Here is a 21,508-nt window from a genome sequence, read left to right on the forward strand (position 1 = left end):
TTGCGCCACCCTTTTCTCTTAGAAGCGATAACCCGCTGAGAACATAAACACCCACGGATCCAGACGGGTACTGATATTTTGTTGCTCGCCGCCCGCCTTGAATTTCACCTCAGTGTCGATATCCATGTACCAGACGGACATGTTGATCAGCCAGTCGCGGTTGATGAGGTAATCCACCCCCGCCTGTCCCGCCATACCCCAGGAGTCTTTCAGGCTCAGATCCGACAGACCGGCCTCTTTCCCTTTGTCATTAAACTTTTCGTCAAAGAAGGTGGTGTAGTTCACCCCGGCGCCGATATACGGGCGAACCTTGCTACCTGCGTCGCCAAAATACCACTGGGCCATCAGTGTTGGCGGAAGATGGTGAACCGTGGCGATATCGCCCGTTGGCCCAAGCCCCACTTTATGACGGAACGGGGTGGCGGCCAGAAGCTCAACCCCGACATTGTCGGTGGCCATCCAGGTTAAGGTCATACCCAGTTGCGTATTGTTATTGACGTTGAAGCCGCCCATTCCCAGCACGTTGTCAGAGCCTTCCGTTGGGCGAACCGTGGCGGAGCCCGCCCGGAAGAAGAATTCCCCTGCCTCATGGGCATAAGCGCCGCCTGACAGACTGCCTAAGATAAGTGCTGCAACCACTGCCTTTTTCATATCCACTCCCTCGTTATGGTTTTAACTGCGAGGGGGAATATACCTACAAATAATTACGAAGTGATCTTACTCAGATCACATTCATTTCAGTAATTTAACATTCATTGATCTACGTTAATTTTTCCTGTGGTTCGTTAAAAAGAGTATTGGTAAGCAGATCAATTTTGCCGATAGGTGCCAAATTCAAAAATGTGCGCGTCTTGAGGGGTAAAAACCTGTCATGGATTACTGATGCTTTACAAAGATATGCTTTTCCATACAAGCCTTGATGCTGCCACCGCAGAGTTATCCAGGGTACAATTGCCCGCTAATTAATACCTGCAATACTCAAGGAGAGTGCATGTCTATCACGGCGAAGTCTGTCTACCGTGACACGGGGAATTTTTTCCGCAATCAGTTCATTACTTTTTTACTGATTGCCTTGTTATGCGCATTTATCACGGTGGTACTGGGTCATGCTTTTTCGCCGAGTGAGGAGCAGATTGCCAGCCTGAGTCAGGGTGACAATCTGGCCGGTAGCGTTGGGTTGTTTGAGCTTGTACAGAATATGACGCCCGAGCAGCAGCAGATTTTACTGCGCGCGTCGGCGGCCTCTACCTTCTCTGGTCTGATTGGTAATGCCATTATGGCCGGTGGCGTGCTGCTGATGATTCAGTTGGTCACTGCTGGTCAGCGGGTGAGTGCTCTGCGCGCTATCGGGGCCAGTGCTCCGGTGTTGCCAAAACTCTTTATCCTCATCTTCTTAACGACCCTGCTGGTGCAGATGGGTATTATGCTGGTCGTGGTGCCTGGCGTGCTGCTGGCCATTGTTCTGGCCTTTGCGCCGGTCATGGTGGTACAGGATAAGATGGGCATCTTTGTCGCCATGCGCAGCAGTGTGCGTCTGGCCTGGGCGAATATGCGTCTGGTGGCGCCCGCCGTGATCGGCTGGCTGCTGGCTAAAACCGCCCTTCTGCTGTTTGCCCCCAATTTTGCTGTATTAACACCTAATGTGGGCGCCGTTGTTGCCAACACGCTGAGCAACCTGATCTCCGCGATTTTGCTGGTATACCTGTTCCGTCTGTACACGCTGATTCGCCAGTAACCTCCCTGACGGCCTGGGTCATGCTCAGGCTGTCGCAGATAATGGAATCGAAGAATGAAGCAGTTTCTTGATTTTTTACCGCTGATTGTCTTTTTTGCGTTCTATAAGCTCTACGACATCTATGCCGCTACCACGGCGTTGATTGTTGCTACCGCTGTTGTGCTTATCTACAGTTGGGTGCGCTATCGCAAAGTAGAGAAGATGGCACTCATCACTTTCATCCTGGTCGCCGTGTTTGGTGGTCTGACGGTCTTCTTCCATAACGACGAGTTTATTAAATGGAAGGTGACGGTCATTTACGGTCTGTTCGCTGGCGCACTGCTGGTTAGCCAGTTTGTCATGAAGAAGCCGCTGATCCAGCGCATGCTGGGTAAAGAACTGGCGCTGCCGCAGGAGGTCTGGTCACGCCTGAATATCGCCTGGGCGGTGTTCTTTATTCTTTGTGGGCTGGCGAATATCTATATCGCTTTCTGGTTGCCGCAAAATATCTGGGTGAACTTCAAAGTCTTTGGTCTTACCGCGCTGACGCTGATTTTTACGCTGTTGAGCGGTGTCTATATTTATCGCCATATGCCGCAAGACGAAAAACAGTAATTTCTGTACCGGGCTGTCCACCAGCCCGGCCTTTCCCCCCTGTCACAAATCTCCTTGTTACTCCCTGGTTTAGTTCAAAAATGGCTGAATCTTGAGGAAATTATGAAGATTGCCCTCACGACTTGTAATGAGAATGATTGTCATTATTATTCTTCATCGCATTTTTAACAAATGGACATGTGTTGATGAAGATAAAAACAATTCCCGTCTTTGCCCCTCTGGCATTAGCCATTACCGCAGCATTAAGTCACTACGCTCAGGCAGCCGACGACATCATTAACGATGGTGAAACTCTGGTCGTGCAGGCGACTGCAGAAGAAGCGCTTAAGCAGCAACCAGGTGTATCAATCATTACTGCAGACGATATCGCCAAAGAACCACCGGTAAACGATCTCTCTGAAATTATCCGTAAGATGCCTGGCGTTAATCTAACCGGTAACAGTGCCAGCGGCAGTCGTGGTAACAACCGCCAGATCGATATTCGCGGGATGGGCCCAGAAAATACCCTGATCCTGATTGATGGCGTCCCTGTCACCTCCCGCAACGCGGTACGCTATAGCTGGCGCGGTGAGCGCGATACCCGTGGCGATACTAACTGGGTGCCCGCAGAAATGGTGGAACGCATCGAGGTGCTGCGTGGCCCTGCCGCGGCGCGGTATGGTTCTGGTGCCGCAGGGGGTGTGGTTAACATCATCACTAAACGACCCACTAATGACTGGCACGGCTCGCTGTCTCTCTTCACTAACCAGCCCGAAAACGACAAAGAAGGGGCGACCAAAAGGGCCAACTTCAATCTTAGCGGCCCACTGGCGGGCGATGCCCTGACCATGCGCCTGTATGGCAACATCAACAAGACCGATGCTGACGCCGCGGACATCAATACCGCGCAGAATGGCTCTTACGCCGCGGGGCGTGAAGGGGTGCGTAACAAAGACATTAACGCCCTGCTCTCGTGGAAAGTTACCCCACAGCAGATCATCGATTTTGATTATAGTTACAGCCGCCAGGGGAATATTTACGCTGGCGATACGCAGTACAGCAACAGTAATGTTAGTCCCGGCGGGCTGGTTGATTCGCTCTATGGGGATGAAACCAACCGGATGTATCGGCAAAGCTGGGGATTAACCCATAACGGCATCTGGGTCTGGGGCCAGTCGAAGCTCGCGTTGAATTATGAAAAAACCAATAATACCCGTCTGGGAGAAGGTTCCACCGGCAAAGTTGAGGGGATGATCAACAGCGATGAGTACAACACCAGCCGTCTGGAGTCTTACCGCGCGAGCGGCGAGCTGAACGTGCCACTGTACTGGCTGGTAGACCAGACCCTGACGCTGGGTGCGGAGTGGAACCGTGATGAGCTGAATGATCCGGCCTCCATGCAGGCCACCAACAATGCGGGCGTGGTGACTGGCGGCGTTACAGGTGATGCCTCAGGCCGCAGCAGTAAAAACAGTGCGGACCTTACAGGACTCTACCTTGAAGACAACATCGAAGCCCGTCCTGGCACCAACCTGATCCCCGGCTTGCGTTTCGATTACCACAACGAGTTTGGCAGCAACTGGAGCCCAAGCCTGAACATGCAGCAGGAGCTGGGCGACATGTTAAAACTGAAAGCAGGTATTGCGAGGGTCTTCAAAGCGCCGAACCTGTATCAGTCCAGCGAGGGGTATCTGCTCTCAACGCGCGGTAATGGTTGCCCGGTGAACGTCACTTCCGGCAGCTGCTACCTGCTGGGCAACCCTGACCTGGACCCGGAGATCAGCATCAATAAAGAGATGGGTCTCGAGTTTAACCACAACGGCTATGATGTCGGGATAACCTGGTTCCGAAATGATTATAAAAATAAAATCGTATCGGGAACTGAGGTGTTGGGTCATGCCTCGAACGGCAATAACATTCTTCAATGGCAAAACGGCGGCAAGGCGGTAGTTGAAGGGGTGGAGGGCAACTTGCTGGTGCCGCTCATCGCCGATACGCTGAGCTGGCGTACCAATGCAACCTATATGATTAAATCTGAGGATAAAAAGACCGGCAACCCGCTGTCGATTATCCCGAAATATACAATCAACTCCATGATCGACTGGCAGGTGAACAGTAAGCTAACGGCTAACGTGAGCTGGACCCAGTATGGGCGCCAAAAACCGCGCGACAATGCGGAGATCCGCAACGAAGCGAATGCCATGTCGAATAAAGAGATCGGTGCTTATTCTATTGTTGGCATTAGCGGTAATTATCAGCTGACGAAAAACCTGCGCCTGAATGCAGGAATCAATAATCTCTTCGATAAGCAGATTTACCGTGAGAACGACGGCGCCTCTACCTACAACGAACCAGGACGCGCTTATTTTGCAGGCGTGACCATGTCCTTCTAACTTTTGAGCGCCCGCATCGCGGGCGTTTTCTTCTATTCTCCTCTGCCGGAAATCATAGTAGCATCCCGCCTGAAGTCCTCCGTAATGAGTAGAGTACATAATGACAACAACGAACGCCCCACAGGGCGAACTGGTTTTACGCACACTCGCCATGCCCGCAGATACCAATGCGAATGGCGATATTTTTGGCGGCTGGCTGATGTCGCAGATGGATATGGGTGGTGCAATTCTCGCGAAAGAGATTGCCCATGGCCGCGTGGTGACGGTCAGAGTCGACGGCATGACCTTTCTGCGCCCGGTCGCCGTCGGTGACGTGGTGTGCTGTTACGCGCGCTGCGTGAAGCGGGGTAATACCTCAGTTTCGATCAATATTGAAGTGTGGGTGAAGAAAGTCTCTTCCGAGCCGATTGGTCAGCGTTATAAAGCGACCGAGGCGCTGTTTATTTATGTGGCCGTAGACAACGACGGGAAACCGCGTCCTTTGCCGAAGATCTAACGAACAGACAAAAAAAAGCCTCCGTAAGGAGGCTTTTTTTATTCCATCGTCGCACCGCCGTTCAGGCGGAAGACAATATTGACAATTAAACCGCTGCCCGGTTTGCCCGCTTCGTAACGCCATTTGCGCATCGCGTTTTTCACTTCGCGCTCGAACATATTTGATGGCTGGGCGGAAAGCACCTGCACATTTTCAACACGCCCGTCAGGCGTAACGTCGAATTTCACGCGAACGCGGCCTTCAATACGCAACGCCTGTGCGCGTGCCGGATATTGCGGCTGATTACGGCTCAAAGCGCGCGGCCCTGAAGGCGCAGTCACTACCGGCTTCGCGGTGCTCGGCGTGTTACTGACTAACGGACGCGATGGGGCCGTATTCTGCAACGGCGCGGTACGTGGCTCAACCGGACGTTCTTCACGTTTCGGACGCTCTTCGACCTTCTTCACCGGTTTCGGCTTTGGCTTCGGCTTGGGTTTAGGCTTCGGCTCGGGTTTATGGATCACCACCGGTGCTTCTTTAGGTGGCTCCGGAATGGGTTCCGGTTCGGGTTCTGGCTCAACAACAGGTTCCGGTGGCGGGGGCGCAACCTGGACAGGCTCCAGCTCTGCAGGCGTAACCATGGTCACGGAAATAGGCTGCGCAGGCGCTGGCATTTCAATAACCTGATGTACCGATGTGTATAGCAGACCCGCCACGACGGCTCCGTGAATACCGACTGACAGCAATGTCGGCCAGGGAAAGCGGCGAGGTAAATCAAGGGTCATTGAAGTCATAATCGTTTCAGTTAAAAAACCAGACCTCGATTTTAAATGCAAATAGCAATCATATTCAATAAGCCAGTTCATCTTCAGGCGATTTAAGCCCACTGACGCTGAAAAAAGGCACGCGTTTGTTACGGTTTTAACATTGTCTATATCTTTACATTGCAGTCATATGACGTTTCACTTAACGTAATTAACTCTTTTATCGCTTCAGGAGCTCCACCGTGCTTTACGTGATTTACGCTGAAGATATTGCTGATTCCCTGGAAAAACGTCTTTCCGTCCGCCCTGCCCATCTGGCCCGTTTGCAACTGCTGCACGATGAGGGCAGATTGCTGACTGCGGGTCCACTGCCGGCTGTTGATAGTAACGATCCGGGCGCTGCAGGATTTACGGGTTCAACGGTCATTGCGGAATTCGAGTCGCTGGAGGCCGCCAAAGCCTGGGCGGAGGCGGATCCCTACGTTGCGGCAGGAGTGTATCAAAAGGTCGCGGTAACGCCTTACAAGAAAGTCTTCTAAAAGTAGTCAAGGCTCCCGAGGGAGCCTTGAATCACTGCAGCGATGCCAGCCTGGCGGCAAAACCTACAAACAACAGCCCGATTAAACCGTTGCCCAGTTTGGCCAGTTTCTTTTTGGTTTTCAGATAACGGGTGACAAATGCCCCTGAGAAGATCAAAAAGCTCATATAAATAAAGCTAATCAGCTCCAGCGTCAGTGCCAGAATCATAAAAGAGACGCCGGTATGTTTGGCGTTGACATCAATAAACTGCACAAAGAAGGAGACATAAAACAGAATCGCTTTCGGGTTGGTCATACTCAACACCAGCGAGCGTTTCATGATCATTTTTGCCGGCTCCGCGCCGCCGGATTCGCCCTGCTGCTTATGCGTAATAACTGACCAGAGGATTTTTCCACCGAGCCACAATAAATAAAAAGCGCCCAGATAGCGAACCACGTTAAAGAGAACCGGGGTCGTCTGAATCAAGGCTGCCACGCCCGCCCAGGCGAGGAACATCAGTACCGCATCACCAATAAAAACGCCACTTGCCGCAAGGTATCCCTTCTTCACACCGTGCCCAATTCCGGTTTTCAACACAAACAGCGTATTAGGCCCGGGCACCAGTACGATAAAAATCGCACCGACGACATAAGTCCAAAAATTCACCACACCAAATTCAGCAAACACCTTTCACTCCTGTTGAAATTGCATAACCCGGCTATCTCCGGGTGACACCTGACTGACGAAGAGACGTTTTTTAACAACGCGCTTATATCGTCATGCAATGCGCCGAGAGGGTCAAAATATAGTCAATAAAGGCCGGTAAAGATGGCTGTTGTGTATATTCCCTCAACGCATCCACGATAAATAACGCAATAATTACCCAGAGAAATGGATTCATTGTTGTTATATCTGCGATACGGGGGCTATATCATACAGCAGCGGGCAAGGAAATTAACCCGATTAAGCGAAACGGTGGGAAAACTTAAAGGATGAAGAGAACATCGGGCACCGCAGAGGGTGCCCTGGTATCGTTCACTGAATCTGAACGGCGAACAACAACGAATTTCGTTGGCGGTTCACACTGCATTTCCTGATGGCGTGGATACGCATATTGCGGCGGGATTGTGCTTCCAGCCACCGCGACTTGCGGCGGCTGCTTTGTCGCAACATGCGCCAGCGCCCTACTTCAGTTTTACTGCGCTTCATGTTTACAACTCTTGCCTTAACAGAGGCGCCATTATAGACCCTTACCAGACGCAAACCAGCGCTTTTATCTGCCGTTTTTATTTGCCAGAAAAATCCTGATGCGTAAACTCATAACAATACGCTTTCAAAAGGATTTTTTTTATGACGACCTTCTACACCGTGGTGAGTTGGCTGGTCATTCTGGGATACTGGCTGGTGATAGCCGGGGTAACGCTGCGCATACTGATGAAGCGCCGCGCCGTGCCGTCCGCGATGGCCTGGCTGTTGATTATCTATATTCTGCCTCTGGTGGGGATTATCGCTTATCTCTCCGTCGGGGAGCTGCACCTGGGGAAGCGTCGCGCCGAGCGTGCCCGTGCCATGTGGCCCTCGACGGCAAAATGGCTGAACGACCTTAAAGCCTGCAATCATATCTTTGCCGAAACCAACAGTGACGTGGCGTCGTCCCTGTTTAAATTGTGCGAACGTCGCCAGGGGATCGCCGGCGTCAAGGGCAATCAGCTGCAGCTGCTAACCTCTTCCGACGATGTCATGAACGCGCTAATCAGAGACATTCAGCTCGCCCGGCACAACATCGAAATGGTCTTCTATATCTGGCAACCCGGCGGTATGGCCGACCAGGTGGCGGAGTCGCTGATGGCCGCGGCCCGTCGAGGCATCCACTGCCGCCTGATGCTCGACTCCGCAGGCAGCGTCGCCTTCTTCCGTAGCCCCTGGGCTGCGATGATGCGCAATGCCGGCATCGAAGTTGTGGAGGCGTTGAAAGTTAACCTGCTACGTGTGTTCTTACGCCGCATGGACCTTCGCCAGCATCGAAAAATGGTGCTGATCGATAATTACATCGCCTATACCGGCAGCATGAATATGGTTGATCCCCGCTTCTTTAAACAGGACGCGGGTGTCGGCCAGTGGGTTGATTTGATGGCGCGTATGGAAGGCCCCGTCTCCACGGCCATGGGGATTGTCTACTCTTGTGACTGGGAAATCGAAACCGGTAAACGTATTCTGCCCCCGCCGCCAGATGGCAATATCATGCCGTTCGAAGAGGCCAGCGGGCACACCATTCACACCATCGCCTCCGGCCCCGGCTTCCCGGAAGATCTGATTCATCAGGCCCTGCTTACCGCCGCCTACTCGGCGCGTGAGTACCTGATTATGACGACGCCCTACTTCGTGCCGAGCGACGACCTGCTGCATGCCATCTGTACCGCAGCGCAGCGCGGGGTTGATGTGAGCATTATTCTGCCGCGGAGAAACGATTCGGTTCTGGTGGGCTGGGCCAGCCGCGCCTTCTTCAGCGAACTGCTGGCCGCCGGGGTGAAAATCTATCAGTTTGAAGGCGGCTTACTGCATACCAAGAGCGTCCTGGTCGATGGCGAACTGAGCCTGGTGGGGACGGTGAACCTCGATATGCGCAGTCTGTGGCTCAATTTTGAAATCACGCTGGTCATCGATGACGCCGGATTTGGCGGCGATCTGGCGGCTGTCCAGGACGACTACATCTCCCGCTCTCGCCTGCTGGATGCGCGCCTGTGGATGAAACGTCCGCTGTGGCAGCGAATTGCCGAACGACTGTTTTACTTCTTTAGTCCGTTGCTGTAAAACGTGCCCAACGATGTTAAACAGGTAGTCATCATGGAAATGGATCTGAACAATCGCCTGACCGAAGACGAAACGCTCGAGCAGGCTTACGATATTTTTCTCGAACTGGCGGTTGATAACCTCGATCCCGCAGACGTTATTCTTTTCAATCTGCAGTTCGAAGAGCGCGGCGGCGCAGAGCTGTTTGATCCGTCAGAAGACTGGGCCGAGCATGTCGATTACGACCTCAACCCGGACTTCTTCGCCGAAGTGGTGATTGGCCTGGCGGACGAAGACGGCGGCGAAATTAACGATATTTTTGCCCGCGTTCTGCTGTGTCGGGAAAAAGACCATAAGCTTTGCCACATTCTCTGGCGCGAATAAAAGAAAAAGGCTGCGATAGCAGCCTTTTTTATTGATGGTGTTCGCTTAGAGCGGGTCAACCTTCAGACAAGAGACCGCGTGGCGGAAGCTCCCTTCCAGCACCGGGCGCGTTTTAGCACACTCCGGCCCCGCTATCGGACAGCGCGTACGGAACACGCAGCCAGACGGCGGATTAATCGGGGATGGCAGTTCACCTTCCAGCAACTGAATACTTTTGTTCTTCTCCAGATCCGGATCGGGTACCGGCACCGCCGACATCAGCGCTTTGGTGTAAGGGTGCAGCGGATTGTGGTACACCTCATCGTAGGTGCCCAGCTCAACGGCGTGGCCTAAATACATCACCAGAACGCGGTCAGAGATGTGCTTCACCACCGCCAGGTCGTGGGCAATGAAGATCAACGACAGCCCCATCTCGCGCTGCAGTTTTTGCAGCAGGTTAACCACCTGCGCCTGAATAGAGACGTCCAGCGCCGACACCGGTTCATCACAGATAATCAGCTTCGGCTCAAGGATCAGCGCACGGGCAATCCCGATACGCTGACACTGGCCGCCAGAAAACTCATGCGGGTAGCGGTTGATCAGGTTTGGCAGTAGCCCTACTTTCATCATCATCGCTTTTACGCGGTCACGCACTTCGGTGCGCGGCATTTTTGGATGATAAGTACGCAGCGGCTCAGCGATGATTTCGCCGATGGTCATACGCGGGTTCAGCGAGGCCAGCGGATCCTGGAAAATCATCTGGATATCGCTGCGCACATTGCGCCACTCTTCCGGCTTCATTCCCAGCAGATCTTTACCCAGCCAGGCAACCTTGCCGTCGGTAGCTTTCACCAGGCCAATGATGGCACGGGCGAACGTCGATTTACCGCAGCCCGACTCCCCTACCACGCCCAGGGTTTCGCCTTCATACAGACGCAGCGTGACGCCATCTACCGCTTTCAGCGTTTTTGGTGGCTGCCAGAACCACTGCTTGCCATCCTTGATGTCGAAATGCACCTTCAGATCGGCGATTTCGAGCAATACGTTTCTTTTTTCGTCGATAGCGTTCATACCAGCTCCTCGTACGGCTTAAAGCAGGCGCGTAGGCGGCCTGGTGCAAATTCCACCAGCGGTGGAGCGCTGTTACAGATCTCCATCGCATGCGGGCAGCGCGGCTGGAACGGACACCCTTTCGGCAAGCGCAGCAGGTTTGGCGGGTTGCCCGGGATGGTTAACAGAGATTCACCCTCTGCATCGAGACGTGGTACAGCATTCAACAGACCGATAGAGTAAGGGTGCGCGGGTTGATAGAAGACATCGCGCGCTTTGCCATACTCCATGGTACGGCCGGCATACATCACCAGCACCTTATCGCAAATACCTGCCACAACCCCCAGGTCGTGGGTGATCATAATGATCGCGGTATTGAACTCACGCTTCAGTTCATTCAACAGGGTCATGATCTGCGCCTGCACGGTCACGTCCAGGGCCGTTGTCGGTTCATCGGCAATCAGCAGCTTAGGCCGGCAGAGAAGTGCCATAGCGATCATCACACGCTGACGCATCCCGCCAGAGAACTCGTGCGGGAACATGCGCATACGCTTACGTGCTTCGGGCATTTTCACCGCATCAAGCATTTTGACGGACTCTTCAAACGCTTCGGCTTTGCCCATCCCTTTGTGCAGCATCAGGACTTCCATCAGCTGCTCGCCCACACGCATGTAAGGGTTCAGGGAGGTCATCGGATCCTGGAAAATCATCGAAATCTGCTCGGCACGGAGCTTGTTCAGCTCCTGCTCAGGCAAATTCAGGATCTCCCGGCCGTTGAATTTAGCAGAACCGCCAATAACGCCGTTCGCCGCCAACAGGCCCATCAGCGCAAATGCCGTCTGGGACTTACCGGAACCCGACTCACCTACGATGCCCAGCGTCTCACCGGCGCGCAGGCTGAAATTGAGATCGTTTACCGCAGTCACATCGCCATCAGGCGTTTTGAAGGTGACGCGCAGATCTTTGACGTCCAGCAGCGCGTTATCCTGCTGCTGTGCAATGGGGGCAGATGCCGTTTCAATAATTGTCATCACGGCGCTCCTTAGCGGTCTTTCGGATCGAGGGCATCACGCAGGCCATCGCCGATAAAGTTGAAACAAAACAGCGTCACGACCAGGAAACCAGCCGGGAACAGCAGCAGCCACGGTGAAACCTCCATGGAGTTGGCGCCATCGCTAAGCAACGCGCCCCAGCTGCTAAGCGGCTCCTGGGTACCCAGGCCGAGGAAGCTCAGGAAAGATTCGAACAGAATCATGCTTGGCACCAGCAGCGAGGCGTACACCACCACCACGCCGAGCACGTTCGGCACAATGTGGCGCACCACGATGTTGCCGGTAGAAACACCGCCAACCTGGGCCGCTTCGATGAACTCTTTACGCTTCAGGCTCAGGGTCTGACCACGCACAATACGCGCCATGTCCAGCCATGACACCATCCCGATCGCCACGAAGATCAGCAGGATGTTCTGACCAAAGAAGGTCACCAGCAGGATCACGAAGAACATAAACGGGAAGGAGTTAAGAATTTCCAGCAGACGCATCATTACCGAGTCCACTTTTCCGCCAAGATAGCCAGAAAGTGAACCGTACAGGGTACCGAGGATCACCGCGACGAAGGCTGCGGCAATACCCACCATCAGCGAGATACGCCCCCCGATGGCTACGCGCACCAGCAAATCTCGTCCGGAGGAGTCGGTACCAAAATAGTGGCCCGATTCCGCATCAGGGGCGCTGGACATCATGCCCCAGTCGGTATCGAAATAGGTGAATTGCGACAGCATCGGCGCCAGCGTGACGAACAGGGCAATGAGCACCAGCACAATCAGACTGGCAACCGCCGCGCGGTTGTGCATAAAGCGACGGCGAGCATCCTGCCACAGGCTGCGTCCTTCTACTTCCAGCTTTTCACTGAAGTTTTCCAGCGCCTCGCTATTTTTCTTACTTAACATCATCGCGAGCTCCAGGATCAGTAGCGAATTTTCGGATCGATAACGGCATAGAGCACATCGACGATCGCGTTAAAGAGAATAGTCAGCGCACCGACGAGAATGGTCAGGCTCAGCACCAGCGAGTAGTCACGGTTAAGCGCACCGTTAACAAACAGCTGGCCGATACCCGGCAGACCATAAATGGTTTCGATAACCATTGAGCCGGTAATAATGCCGACAAATGCCGGACCTAAGTAGGAGAGCACGGGCAACAGCGCAGGTTTCAAAGCGTGACGGAAAATGATCCGACGCATTGGCAGCCCTTTCGCACGCGCAGTACGGATGAAGTTAGAGTGCAGAACTTCAATCATTGAACCACGGGTGATACGCGCAATACTGGCGATATAAGCTAGTGACAACGCCACCATTGGCAAAATCATGAATTTCAGTGCCCCGCCGTTCCAGCCGCCGCCGGGCAGCCATTTCAGCGTGATAGCGAATATCATGACCAGTAACGGCGCCACGACAAAGCTCGGTATGACGACCCCGGTCATTGCCACCCCCATTACTGCATAATCCCATTTTGAGTTTTGTTTAAGCGCGGCGATGACGCCGGCAGTGACGCCGAGAACCAGAGCCAGCAAGAATGCTGCAGCGCCTAATTTAGCCGAAACGGGGAAGCTCGAGGCCACCAGATCGTTTACGGAATAGTCTTTATATTTAAATGACGGTCCAAAATCGCCGTGCGCCAGCTGCTTCAAATAATTGAAGTACTGGGTGGAGATCGGATCGTTTAAATGATATTTCGCCTCGATATTGGCCATTACCTCTGGAGGTAATGTACGTTCACCGGTAAATGGACTCCCCGGCGCGAGACGCATCATAAAGAAGGAGATCGTAATAAGAATAAATAGTGTTGGAATCGCTTCAAGACAGCGACGTAGGATAAATTTCAACATTGCCCGTACCTTCTGGCGTGTGCCTATATAGTGTCACGATGATTAGACACAGTGGGGCGAGCGTTGCCCGCCCCACTTATTGCCATTAATGCTTGATAATATACAAGTTTTTAACGTAGATATTATCCATCGGGTCTTTACCGGTATATCCACCTACCCACGGTTTCACCAGACGGGCGTTCACGTAGTAGTAGACCGGCACAATCGCGGAGTCTTTATCCAGTTGCTGTTCAGCTTTGGAGTAGAGCTCGGAACGCTGGGCTTCGTCAGTCGCTTTCAGCGTATCGCCAATCAGCTTGTCGAACGCTGGGCTCTTATAGTGCGCCGTGTTGTTCGAGCTGTCGCTCAGCATTGTGTTCAGGAAGGAAGTCGGTTCGTTGTAGTCTGCACACCAGCCAGCACGCGCCACATCGAAGGTGCCCTGATGGCGGCTATCCAGGAAGGTTTTCCACTCCTGGTTTTCCAGCTTCACGTTCGCACCCAGGTTCTTTTTCCAGATGGAAGAGACGGCGATAGCCAGTTTCTTGTGCAGGTCAGAAGTGTTGTACAGCAGGCTGAAGGACAACGGCTTGTCAGCGGTAAAGCCCGCTTCGGCCAGCAGTTTCTTCGCTTCTTCGTTACGTTTTTCCTGAGACCAGCCAAACCACTCAGGCTGAGTCAGTTTCGCGCCATCAGTATACGGAGGGGTGTAGCTGTATGCCGGCAGATCGCCCTGGTTTTTCACCTTGTTAACGATGATGTCGCGATCCAGCGCCAGTTTCAGTGCGGTACGAACACGAACGTCATTGAACGGCGCTTTCTGGTTGTTGATTTCGTAATAGTAAGTACACAGATACGGGTCAACATGGACTTCAGCCGGGATCTCTTTCTTCAGTTTCTGGAACAGTTCGATCGGCATGTTGTTATAGGTCATGTCTATTTCACCGCTGCGATAGCGGTTAACGTCAGTCACTTCTGAAGAGATTGGCAGGTAAGTTACCTGGTTAATAACGGTCTTGGCGTTATCCCAGTAGTTAGTGTTACGCACCAGGTCGATACGTTCGTTAACAACCCAGTCTTTCAGCTTATAGGCGCCGTTGGTCACGATATTTGCTGGCTGAGTCCACTTATCACCAAATTTCTCAACCGCAGCTTTTGGAACCGGGGAGACGGACGGGTGAACCAGAAGTTTGTAGAAGTACGGAACCGGCTCGCTCAGGGTCACTTCGAAAGTATTATCATCAAGCGCCTTAACGCCCAGATCGGTGACCGGTTTTTTGCCAGTGATGATGTCATCAATGTTGGCAATATGACCGTACTGCAGATAGCTCGCATACGGAGAGGCAGTGTTTGGATCTGCCAGGCGCTGCCAGCTATAGACGAAATCGTGTGCGGTAACAGGAGAGCCATCTGACCATTTCGCATCTTTACGCAGATGGAAGGTCCAGACTTTACCGTCTTTATTTTCCCATTTTTCAGCCACACCCGCTACCGGGTGGCCGTTTACATCAGAGACCAGCAGACCTTCGAAGAGATCGCGGTTAACGTTGGACTCAGGTACACCTTCAATTTTGTGCGGATCCAAAGACTGAACCTCGGCACCGTTGTTACGCACCAGCGTCTGTTTTTCCGCCAGTTGAACTCCAGCAGGAACGTCTGCAGCCATTGCAACGTTGCCTGCGATTAGCGCAGTCAAAATTCCCGCCGCTACCAGACTTTTTTTTGTGATGATGGACATTGTGTTGGTACTCCACTCATTATAATTACTGGTTTTTACCAGCCTGTTTAATTCCCCTGTTGGGGTTTCCTGACAACCCAGGAGTTTATGTGGCTGTCAGGTGTTTTTACTGCCTGCTATCACCGACTTTACTATTACCGGTGGTTCGTTCGACCACCTTATGTCGATTTTTCACACCCCTCTCCTGTCAGAGAGATGTATTTTTTTGTGAAAACGAAAACCTCAAATACAAATGATTCTCATCTTCGTGATATCTGCTGAAATTATAAGGCCGGAAAGTACCAAATGGCTGTAACCGGTGCCAATACATTTTGCAAATTTGTTAAGCAATTCTCTTTTACGAAAGATAATGACGCTTTGTGGGCTACCCTGCCGCGCATCGAAACCAGACAAATAATGCCAACTTTCAATGGGATAAAGAATGATGATGCACCCCGATCGTTACGAATCCAGAGGTGAGAGGCAATCTGTACAAAAAATTAACAACTGTCTATTTTTTAGCACATTCATCTACATGAATCATCAAATTACTAATATCATTTCATTAATCCCTCAGCAAGCCCCAGAGTATGGTGTGAGTAAAATAACAGGCTGGTTGCGTGCAATGTGAGCTTCAGAAGTGAGGATGTATAGCCAAACTATTGAAAGTTAAGGGAACAAAATGATGAGTGGAAGTTCTTATCTTTCATGAAATTTTCAACTTTTATTATAGGATTTACTAATAATGATGAAAAAAAGCGAAGCCATTTGCTCCGCTCTTTCGTATGAAATAGTTATGACAAGAGTCCTGGGAATATCGACTTAATTCCGGTGACAATAAATTCAATACCCAGAGCCATTAACAATAACCCCATTATACGGGTGATCACGTTAATACCGGTCTGGCCCAGCAGACGAACCAGCCAGGGTGCCATGCGGAAGACGCCCCAACAACATAACGCAAACAGCGCAATGGCGAGGGAAAAGCCGATTAAGTGCATCCAGTTATGGTATCGGGTTCCCCAGACTATCGTTGAACTGATTGCCCCAGGCCCCGCCATTAAGGGCAGCGCCAGCGGCACCACGCCAATACTTTCGCGTATTGCGGTTTCTGATTTCTCTTGTTTGTTCTGCTTATCTTCCCCGAGCTTGCCGCTGATCATCGACATCGCAATGGTAACCACCAGAATCCCCCCGGCGATCCTGAACGAATCGATGGAGATGCCGAAAATCTGCAATATGGAATCGCCAAGATAGAGCGAGGTCAGCAGGATGATCGCCACCGACAAGTTTGCGGTGAGGTTAGTTTTGTTCCTCGCCACGGCCGACTGGTAGCTGGTCATGCTGATAAACACGGGAATGATACCGACCGGGTTAACTAACGCGAAAAGACCAATAAAAAATTTAAAATAGGTTTGGAAATCAAAGAGCGATAGATCCACTGTTAGCTCCGGTAAAACGCGTGCCTGATAAATAAGGGTGGGAATAATAACCGCGCTGAAGATACGCTTTTTAGACCCAGACTTCATCACAATATTGCTTAATCCCTGCATTTGGGAATGTAAAATATTTGTATACTGAATGAGTTATTATGGTTCAATAATTTACAGAACTCATTAACACCTGATGAAATCACACGAAATGCCCCTGCTGAAAGGTATCAGCTTATGGATAAATTGATTTGGATCATGATTTTCGTACTCAGAAGTGAGTAATCTTGATTACGCCACCAGGGAGTTTCAATACTACTCAATAAGGTGTTGAAAGGAGGCTCTTTTAGTAAGTCAGTGGTTGCATAAACAAGATAAACCATTGATTTCAATGTGAGTTAAGCAAGTCACTTGCGCACTGTCTATACTGTTTGTCGTGTCGAGCAGCTGATTTACTAAAAGAGTTTAACTTTATCAGGAGAGCATTATGGCTGTTACTAATGTCGCTGAACTTAACGCACTTGTAGAGCGCGTAAAAAAAGCCCAGCGTGAATATGCCAATTTCACCCAAGAACAGGTTGATAAAATCTTCCGCGCCGCCGCTCTGGCTGCTGCAGATGCTCGAATCCCTCTCGCTAAAATGGCCGTTGCCGAATCCGGTATGGGTATCGTTGAAGATAAAGTGATTAAAAACCACTTCGCTTCAGAGTATATCTACAACGCCTATAAAGATGAGAAAACCTGCGGGGTGCTGTCTGAAGATGATACCTTCGGCACTATCACTATCGCAGAACCTATCGGCATCATTTGCGGTATCGTTCCAACCACCAACCCAACCTCTACCGCTATCTTCAAATCGCTCATCAGCCTGAAGACCCGTAACGCAATTATCTTCTCTCCACATCCGCGTGCTAAAGATGCGACCAATAAAGCTGCAGATATCGTACTGCAGGCCGCTATCGCAGCGGGTGCACCGAAAGATTTAATCGGATGGATCGATCAGCCTTCTGTTGAACTGTCCAACGCGCTGATGCACCACCCGGACATTAACCTGATCCTCGCGACCGGTGGTCCAGGTATGGTTAAAGCCGCTTACAGCTCTGGTAAACCTGCCATCGGTGTAGGTGCTGGTAATACCCCGGTCGTTATCGACGAAACAGCGGATATCAAACGTGCTGTGGCATCTGTACTGATGTCTAAAACCTTCGATAACGGTGTTATCTGTGCGTCTGAACAGTCTGTGGTTGTTGTTGATTCAGTATACGATGCCGTTCGCGAACGTTTTGCCAGCCACGGCGGCTACATGCTGCAGGGTAAAGAGCTGAAAGCCGTTCAGGACATCATTCTGAAAAATGGCGCGCTGAATGCGGCTATCGTAGGTCAGCCAGCGTATAAAATTGCTGAACTGGCAGGCTTTACCGTTCCTGCTTCTACCAAGATTTTGATTGGTGAAGTCACGGTTGTTGATGAAAGCGAGCCATTTGCGCACGAAAAACTTTCCCCTACTCTTGCCATGTACCGCGCAAAAGATTTCGACGACGCGGTAGAAAAAGCAGAGAAACTGGTGGCAATGGGCGGTATCGGTCATACCTCTTGCCTGTACACCGACCAGGATAACCAGCCAGAACGTGTTGCTCACTTCGGTCAGAAGATGAAAACCGCACGTATCCTGATCAACACCCCAGCTTCTCAGGGTGGTATCGGTGACCTGTATAACTTCAAACTCGCGCCTTCCCTGACTCTGGGTTGTGGTTCCTGGGGTGGTAACTCCATCTCTGAAAACGTTGGTCCTAAGCACCTGATCAACAAGAAAACCGTTGCTAAGCGAGCTGAGAACATGTTGTGGCATAAACTTCCGAAATCTATCTACTTCCGTCGTGGCTCACTGCCAATCGCGCTGGATGAAGTGATTACTGATGGCCACAAACGTGCGCTCATCGTGACTGACCGTTTCCTGTTCAACAACGGCTATGCAGACCAGATTACCTCGGTACTGAAAGCGTCCGGCGTTGAAACGGAAGTGTTCTTCGAAGTTGAAGCGGATCCAACGCTGAGCGTGGTTCGTAAAGGTGCTGAACTGGCCAACTCCTTCAAACCAGACGTGATTATCGCGCTGGGCGGCGGTTCCCCGATGGACGCAGCAAAAATCATGTGGGTGATGTACGAGCATCCTGAAACCCACTTTGAAGAACTGGCGCTGCGCTTTATGGATATCCGTAAACGTATCTACAAGTTCCCGAAAATGGGCGTGAAAGCGAAAATGATCGCGGTAACCACCACGTCCGGTACCGGTTCAGAAGTGACTCCGTTTGCGGTTGTTACCGACGATGCAACTGGTCAAAAATACCCACTGGCTGACTATGCCCTGACTCCGGATATGGCAATTGTTGACGCCAACCTGGTGATGGACATGCCGAAATCGCTCTGCGCATTCGGCGGTCTGGATGCGGTCACTCACGCTCTGGAAGCATACGTCTCCGTACTGGCTTCCGAGTTCTCCGACGGTCAGGCCTTGCAGGCTCTGAAACTGCTGAAAGAGAACCTGCCAGCCTCGTATAACGAAGGGTCTAAAAACCCGGTAGCGCGCGAGCGTGTCCACAGTGCAGCAACCATCGCCGGTATCGCGTTTGCTAACGCCTTCCTGGGTGTTTGCCACTCTATGGCGCACAAACTGGGCTCTCAGTTCCACATTCCTCACGGTCTGGCGAACGCCCTGCTGATTGGCAACGTTATCCGCTATAACGCCAATGACAACCCAACCAAGCAGACTGCATTCAGCCAGTACGACCGCCCACAAGCGCGTCGTCGTTACGCTGAAATTGCAGACCATCTGGGTCTGAGCGCACCGGGCGACCGCACTGCCGCGAAGATCGAGAAACTGCTGGCATGGCTCGACAGCATCAAAGCTGAGCTGGGTATCCCTAAATCTATCCGCGAAGCCGGTGTTCAGGAAGCTGACTTCCTGGCTCACGTGGATAAACTGTCTGAAGATGCTTTCGATGACCAGTGTACTGGCGCTAACCCGCGTTACCCGCTGATCGCTGAGCTGAAACAGATTCTGCTGGATACTTACTATGGCCGCGAATACACCGAAGGTGAAACTGCTGCGCCTAAAGTTGAAATGCCAGTCAAGGCCGATAAGAAAGCGAAGAAAAGCGCTTAATTAACGGCCCAACAAAAAACCCGCCTTCTGGCGGGTTTTTTTATATATGGGGTTAACTGAGAATTGATTAAGTATTAACGGCGGTAGGCTTCTTGTATTGCGGTCAGGGAGCCTACTACCAGCGCATCCTTATAATGCTTGCGGCAGACCGATACGTAACGTTCGTTCCCCCCTATTACCACCTGCTCCCCTTCTGCATAAGGTTTACCATGCTGATCCAGACGCAGCACCATGCTCGCCTTACGTCCGCAGAAACAGATGGTTTTCAATTCCACCAGTTTATCTGACCATGCCAACAAATACTGGCTGCCAATAAACAACTCCCCACGAAAATCCGTACGCAGGCCATAACAGAGCACGGGAATATCCAGTTCATCGACCACTTCTGAAAGTTCATGAACCTGCTGACGGGTTAAAAATTGGCTCTCATCGACCAGCACGCAGTGGATGGGCTGACGCGCATGTTCGGCGCGGATATCCTCCAGCAGGCAGGTCTGCGGGTTATAAAGCCGGGCGGGAGAAGAGAGTCCAATTCGTGAACTGACTTTACCGCTGCCAAAGCGATCGTCAATCTCAGCGGTATAGACGACAGTCCGCATCCCGCGTTCCTGGTAATTGTAGGAGGATTGCAGCAGCGCCGTCGACTTACCGGCGTTCATTGCTGAATAGTAAAAATACAGTTGTGCCATTGGCCGTAAAACCCTAATGAATGTGTATTATTCCCGATGCGGCATTGTACCATATTTTGTCGGGGCATCCGTCTGGCCTTGCAACAGGCGGCATAGCCGCGCCGCGATGGAGTTGCTATTAAAATCTAAAATAAAGCGAATGGCATGTAACAAGAACCACTGTAAGTTCTGGAAAATGCAGTTATTTATTGCTTAATGTAATGCAGAAAAAATCCGAAATTAATTAAGAATTCCTAAGGATTACTGTCTATAACGCGCTAATACAAATGGTTGATATTTATCCCTGGAAACTATAATGCTGTGGGAACCGTCACAAAAGAAAGCGATTACCGTCAGGTTAAATCCGCATCTTTTGATAACTAACGTCGCTTTCAACTGAGTAAATTTAAGTTAGCGTATTTAATAATATCGTCAGATATTGGCTATTTTTTGAATTCCTTACATTCTGCCCTATTGCACATATCAATTTATGCCTCTATTATTACCTCAACAAACCCCACAATATAAGTTTGAGATTACTACAATGAGCGAAGCACTTAAAATTCTGAACAACATCCGTACTCTTCGCGCGCAGTCAAGAGAATGCACACTTGAAACGCTTGAAGAAATGCTGGAAAAATTAGAAGTCGTAGTTAATGAGCGTCGTGAAGAAGAAAATGCTGCTGCTGCAGAAATCGAAGAGCGTACTCGTAAACTGCAACAATATCGCGAAATGCTGATTGCTGATGGTATTGATCCTAACGAATTACTGAACAGCATGGCTGCGGCTAAATCTGGCACCAAGGCTAAACGTGCAGCTCGTCCGGCTAAATATAGCTACATCGATGAGAACGGCGAATCTAAAACCTGGACTGGCCAGGGCCGTACCCCAGCTGTTATCAAGAAAGCCATGGATGAACAAGGCAAACAGCTGGACGACTTCCTGATCAAGGAATAATCCAGAACGCTTTATAAAAAATCCCGCTTAAGGCGGGATTTTTTT

At 51.3% G+C, this 21,508-nt stretch carries 21 protein-coding genes and 1 pseudogene; 10 read left to right on the forward strand and 12 right to left on the reverse strand.

What is annotated here, in order from left to right; genetic code table 11:
* Nucleotides 1-18: 18 nt before the first annotated feature.
* Nucleotides 19-651: an outer membrane protein OmpW gene (ompW, locus tag B2Q93_RS13745; RefSeq protein WP_212475716.1), complete on the reverse strand. Its 633-nt coding sequence runs from the start codon at nucleotides 649-651 to the stop codon at nucleotides 19-21.
* 219 nt (nucleotides 652-870) lie between these two features.
* Here ompW and B2Q93_RS13750 point away from each other — a divergent pair.
* The 5 genes and pseudogenes from B2Q93_RS13750 to yciA form a co-directional block, all read left to right on the forward strand.
* A pseudogene (locus B2Q93_RS13750) lies at nucleotides 871-966 on the forward strand (YkgJ family cysteine cluster protein); the annotation flags it as partial.
* Between the two features lie 25 nt (nucleotides 967-991).
* Nucleotides 992-1,735, forward strand: coding sequence for a YciC family protein (locus tag B2Q93_RS13755; RefSeq protein ID WP_046885205.1), 744 nt, complete (start codon nucleotides 992-994; stop codon nucleotides 1,733-1,735).
* 54 nt (nucleotides 1,736-1,789) lie between these two features.
* Nucleotides 1,790-2,329: a septation protein A gene (locus tag B2Q93_RS13760; protein WP_233804141.1), complete on the forward strand. Its 540-nt coding sequence runs from the start codon at nucleotides 1,790-1,792 to the stop codon at nucleotides 2,327-2,329.
* A 185-nt stretch (nucleotides 2,330-2,514) separates the two neighbouring features.
* A complete protein-coding gene (locus B2Q93_RS13765) occupies nucleotides 2,515-4,701 on the forward strand; it encodes a TonB-dependent siderophore receptor (protein WP_286933507.1) in 2,187 nt (728 codons plus the stop codon).
* Nucleotides 4,702-4,801: 100 nt separating this feature from the next.
* The gene (gene yciA / locus B2Q93_RS13770) at nucleotides 4,802-5,197 is read left to right on the forward strand and encodes an acyl-CoA thioester hydrolase YciA (RefSeq protein WP_040075340.1); all 396 of its coding nucleotides are present in this window, start codon (nucleotides 4,802-4,804) and stop codon (nucleotides 5,195-5,197) included.
* Nucleotides 5,198-5,235: 38 nt separating this feature from the next.
* Here the strand turns inward: yciA and tonB are convergent, their stop codons facing one another.
* Nucleotides 5,236-5,961 (reverse strand): TonB system transport protein TonB, encoded by a 726-nt coding sequence (tonB, locus tag B2Q93_RS13775; RefSeq protein WP_040078476.1) that lies wholly within the window; start codon nucleotides 5,959-5,961, stop codon nucleotides 5,236-5,238.
* 221 nt (nucleotides 5,962-6,182) lie between these two features.
* Here tonB and B2Q93_RS13780 point away from each other — a divergent pair, with 221 nt between their 5' ends.
* The gene (locus B2Q93_RS13780; protein WP_040075339.1) at nucleotides 6,183-6,479 is read left to right on the forward strand and encodes a YciI family protein; all 297 of its coding nucleotides are present in this window, start codon (nucleotides 6,183-6,185) and stop codon (nucleotides 6,477-6,479) included.
* A 31-nt stretch (nucleotides 6,480-6,510) separates the two neighbouring features.
* Here the strand turns inward: B2Q93_RS13780 and leuE are convergent, their stop codons facing one another.
* From leuE to B2Q93_RS13790, 3 genes are all read right to left on the reverse strand, one after another.
* Nucleotides 6,511-7,146: a leucine efflux protein LeuE gene (gene leuE / locus B2Q93_RS13785; RefSeq protein ID WP_040075279.1), complete on the reverse strand. Its 636-nt coding sequence runs from the start codon at nucleotides 7,144-7,146 to the stop codon at nucleotides 6,511-6,513.
* A gap of 82 nt (nucleotides 7,147-7,228) precedes the next feature.
* A complete protein-coding gene (locus B2Q93_RS21275; RefSeq protein WP_212475710.1) occupies nucleotides 7,229-7,360 on the reverse strand; it encodes a KPN_01571 family protein in 132 nt (43 codons plus the stop codon).
* A 134-nt stretch (nucleotides 7,361-7,494) separates the two neighbouring features.
* Nucleotides 7,495-7,668, reverse strand: coding sequence for a YciY family protein (locus tag B2Q93_RS13790; RefSeq protein WP_154298803.1), 174 nt, complete (start codon nucleotides 7,666-7,668; stop codon nucleotides 7,495-7,497).
* Nucleotides 7,669-7,809: 141 nt separating this feature from the next.
* Between B2Q93_RS13790 and cls the strand changes: the two genes are divergently transcribed.
* Nucleotides 7,810-9,270, forward strand: coding sequence for a cardiolipin synthase (gene cls, locus B2Q93_RS13795; RefSeq protein WP_040075278.1), 1,461 nt, complete (start codon nucleotides 7,810-7,812; stop codon nucleotides 9,268-9,270).
* A gap of 33 nt (nucleotides 9,271-9,303) precedes the next feature.
* The gene (locus B2Q93_RS13800) at nucleotides 9,304-9,633 is read left to right on the forward strand and encodes an HI1450 family dsDNA-mimic protein (protein ID WP_040075277.1); all 330 of its coding nucleotides are present in this window, start codon (nucleotides 9,304-9,306) and stop codon (nucleotides 9,631-9,633) included.
* A gap of 45 nt (nucleotides 9,634-9,678) precedes the next feature.
* Here B2Q93_RS13800 and oppF read toward each other — a convergent pair whose 3' ends face one another.
* The 6 genes from oppF to B2Q93_RS13830 form a co-directional block, all read right to left on the reverse strand.
* On the reverse strand, nucleotides 9,679-10,683 hold the full coding sequence (gene oppF, locus B2Q93_RS13805; protein WP_040075276.1) for a murein tripeptide/oligopeptide ABC transporter ATP-binding protein OppF: 1,005 nt from the start codon (nucleotides 10,681-10,683) through the stop codon (nucleotides 9,679-9,681).
* Nucleotides 10,680-11,693: an ABC transporter ATP-binding protein gene (locus B2Q93_RS13810; protein ID WP_046885200.1), complete on the reverse strand. Its 1,014-nt coding sequence runs from the start codon at nucleotides 11,691-11,693 to the stop codon at nucleotides 10,680-10,682. The genes oppF and B2Q93_RS13810 overlap by 4 nt, the downstream gene beginning before the upstream one ends.
* A gap of 11 nt (nucleotides 11,694-11,704) precedes the next feature.
* Nucleotides 11,705-12,613, reverse strand: a complete 909-nt coding sequence (gene oppC, locus B2Q93_RS13815; protein ID WP_040075274.1) for an oligopeptide ABC transporter permease OppC — start codon at nucleotides 12,611-12,613, stop codon at nucleotides 11,705-11,707.
* Nucleotides 12,614-12,627: 14 nt separating this feature from the next.
* Complete coding sequence (gene oppB, locus B2Q93_RS13820) at nucleotides 12,628-13,548, reverse strand: oligopeptide ABC transporter permease OppB (RefSeq protein WP_040075273.1); 921 nt, start codon at nucleotides 13,546-13,548, stop codon at nucleotides 12,628-12,630.
* Nucleotides 13,549-13,633: 85 nt separating this feature from the next.
* Nucleotides 13,634-15,265: an oligopeptide ABC transporter substrate-binding protein OppA gene (gene oppA, locus B2Q93_RS13825; RefSeq protein ID WP_046885199.1), complete on the reverse strand. Its 1,632-nt coding sequence runs from the start codon at nucleotides 15,263-15,265 to the stop codon at nucleotides 13,634-13,636.
* A 773-nt stretch (nucleotides 15,266-16,038) separates the two neighbouring features.
* Nucleotides 16,039-16,686, reverse strand: coding sequence for a YchE family NAAT transporter (locus tag B2Q93_RS13830; RefSeq protein ID WP_046885198.1), 648 nt, complete (start codon nucleotides 16,684-16,686; stop codon nucleotides 16,039-16,041).
* Nucleotides 16,687-17,161: 475 nt separating this feature from the next.
* Between B2Q93_RS13830 and adhE the strand changes: the two genes are divergently transcribed.
* Nucleotides 17,162-19,837: a bifunctional acetaldehyde-CoA/alcohol dehydrogenase gene (gene adhE, locus B2Q93_RS13835; protein ID WP_046885197.1), complete on the forward strand. Its 2,676-nt coding sequence runs from the start codon at nucleotides 17,162-17,164 to the stop codon at nucleotides 19,835-19,837.
* 74 nt (nucleotides 19,838-19,911) lie between these two features.
* Here adhE and tdk read toward each other — a convergent pair whose 3' ends face one another.
* Nucleotides 19,912-20,526 carry a thymidine kinase gene (tdk, locus tag B2Q93_RS13840; protein WP_212475703.1) on the reverse strand — a complete coding sequence of 205 codons (615 nt, stop codon included), beginning with the start codon at nucleotides 20,524-20,526 and terminating at the stop codon, nucleotides 19,912-19,914.
* A gap of 523 nt (nucleotides 20,527-21,049) precedes the next feature.
* Here tdk and hns point away from each other — a divergent pair.
* On the forward strand, nucleotides 21,050-21,463 hold the full coding sequence (hns, locus tag B2Q93_RS13845; protein ID WP_040075269.1) for a histone-like nucleoid-structuring protein H-NS: 414 nt from the start codon (nucleotides 21,050-21,052) through the stop codon (nucleotides 21,461-21,463).
* Nucleotides 21,464-21,508 lie beyond the last annotated feature (45 nt).

The organism is Leclercia sp. UBA5958 (assembly GCF_002430365.1).
Lineage (GTDB): Bacteria > Pseudomonadota > Gammaproteobacteria > Enterobacterales > Enterobacteriaceae > Enterobacter > Enterobacter pneumoniae.

Excerpts from the sequence above, each read along its gene's own strand:
- B2Q93_RS13810 (WP_046885200.1), bottom strand. The coding sequence starts at position 11,693 with ATGACAATTATTGAAACGGCATCTGCCCCCATTGCACAGCAGCAGGAT.
- oppB (WP_040075273.1), bottom strand. The coding sequence starts at position 13,548 with ATGTTGAAATTTATCCTACGTCGCTGTCTTGAAGCGATTCCAACACTA.
- oppC (WP_040075274.1), bottom strand. The coding sequence starts at position 12,613 with ATGATGTTAAGTAAGAAAAATAGCGAGGCGCTGGAAAACTTCAGTGAA.
- tdk (WP_212475703.1), bottom strand. The coding sequence starts at position 20,526 with ATGGCACAACTGTATTTTTACTATTCAGCAATGAACGCCGGTAAGTCG.
- B2Q93_RS13760 (WP_233804141.1), top strand. The coding sequence starts at position 1,790 with ATGAAGCAGTTTCTTGATTTTTTACCGCTGATTGTCTTTTTTGCGTTC.
- ompW (WP_212475716.1), bottom strand. The coding sequence starts at position 651 with ATGAAAAAGGCAGTGGTTGCAGCACTTATCTTAGGCAGTCTGTCAGGC.
- yciA (WP_040075340.1), top strand. The coding sequence starts at position 4,802 with ATGACAACAACGAACGCCCCACAGGGCGAACTGGTTTTACGCACACTC.
- cls (WP_040075278.1), top strand. The coding sequence starts at position 7,810 with ATGACGACCTTCTACACCGTGGTGAGTTGGCTGGTCATTCTGGGATAC.
- oppA (WP_046885199.1), bottom strand. The coding sequence starts at position 15,265 with ATGTCCATCATCACAAAAAAAAGTCTGGTAGCGGCGGGAATTTTGACT.
- B2Q93_RS13755 (WP_046885205.1), top strand. The coding sequence starts at position 992 with ATGTCTATCACGGCGAAGTCTGTCTACCGTGACACGGGGAATTTTTTC.
- B2Q93_RS13765 (WP_286933507.1), top strand. The coding sequence starts at position 2,515 with ATGAAGATAAAAACAATTCCCGTCTTTGCCCCTCTGGCATTAGCCATT.
- oppF (WP_040075276.1), bottom strand. The coding sequence starts at position 10,683 with ATGAACGCTATCGACGAAAAAAGAAACGTATTGCTCGAAATCGCCGAT.
- hns (WP_040075269.1), top strand. The coding sequence starts at position 21,050 with ATGAGCGAAGCACTTAAAATTCTGAACAACATCCGTACTCTTCGCGCG.
- adhE (WP_046885197.1), top strand. The coding sequence starts at position 17,162 with ATGGCTGTTACTAATGTCGCTGAACTTAACGCACTTGTAGAGCGCGTA.
- tonB (WP_040078476.1), bottom strand. The coding sequence starts at position 5,961 with ATGACCCTTGATTTACCTCGCCGCTTTCCCTGGCCGACATTGCTGTCA.
- B2Q93_RS13800 (WP_040075277.1), top strand. The coding sequence starts at position 9,304 with ATGGAAATGGATCTGAACAATCGCCTGACCGAAGACGAAACGCTCGAG.
- B2Q93_RS21275 (WP_212475710.1), bottom strand. The coding sequence starts at position 7,360 with ATGAATCCATTTCTCTGGGTAATTATTGCGTTATTTATCGTGGATGCG.
- B2Q93_RS13790 (WP_154298803.1), bottom strand. The coding sequence starts at position 7,668 with ATGAAGCGCAGTAAAACTGAAGTAGGGCGCTGGCGCATGTTGCGACAA.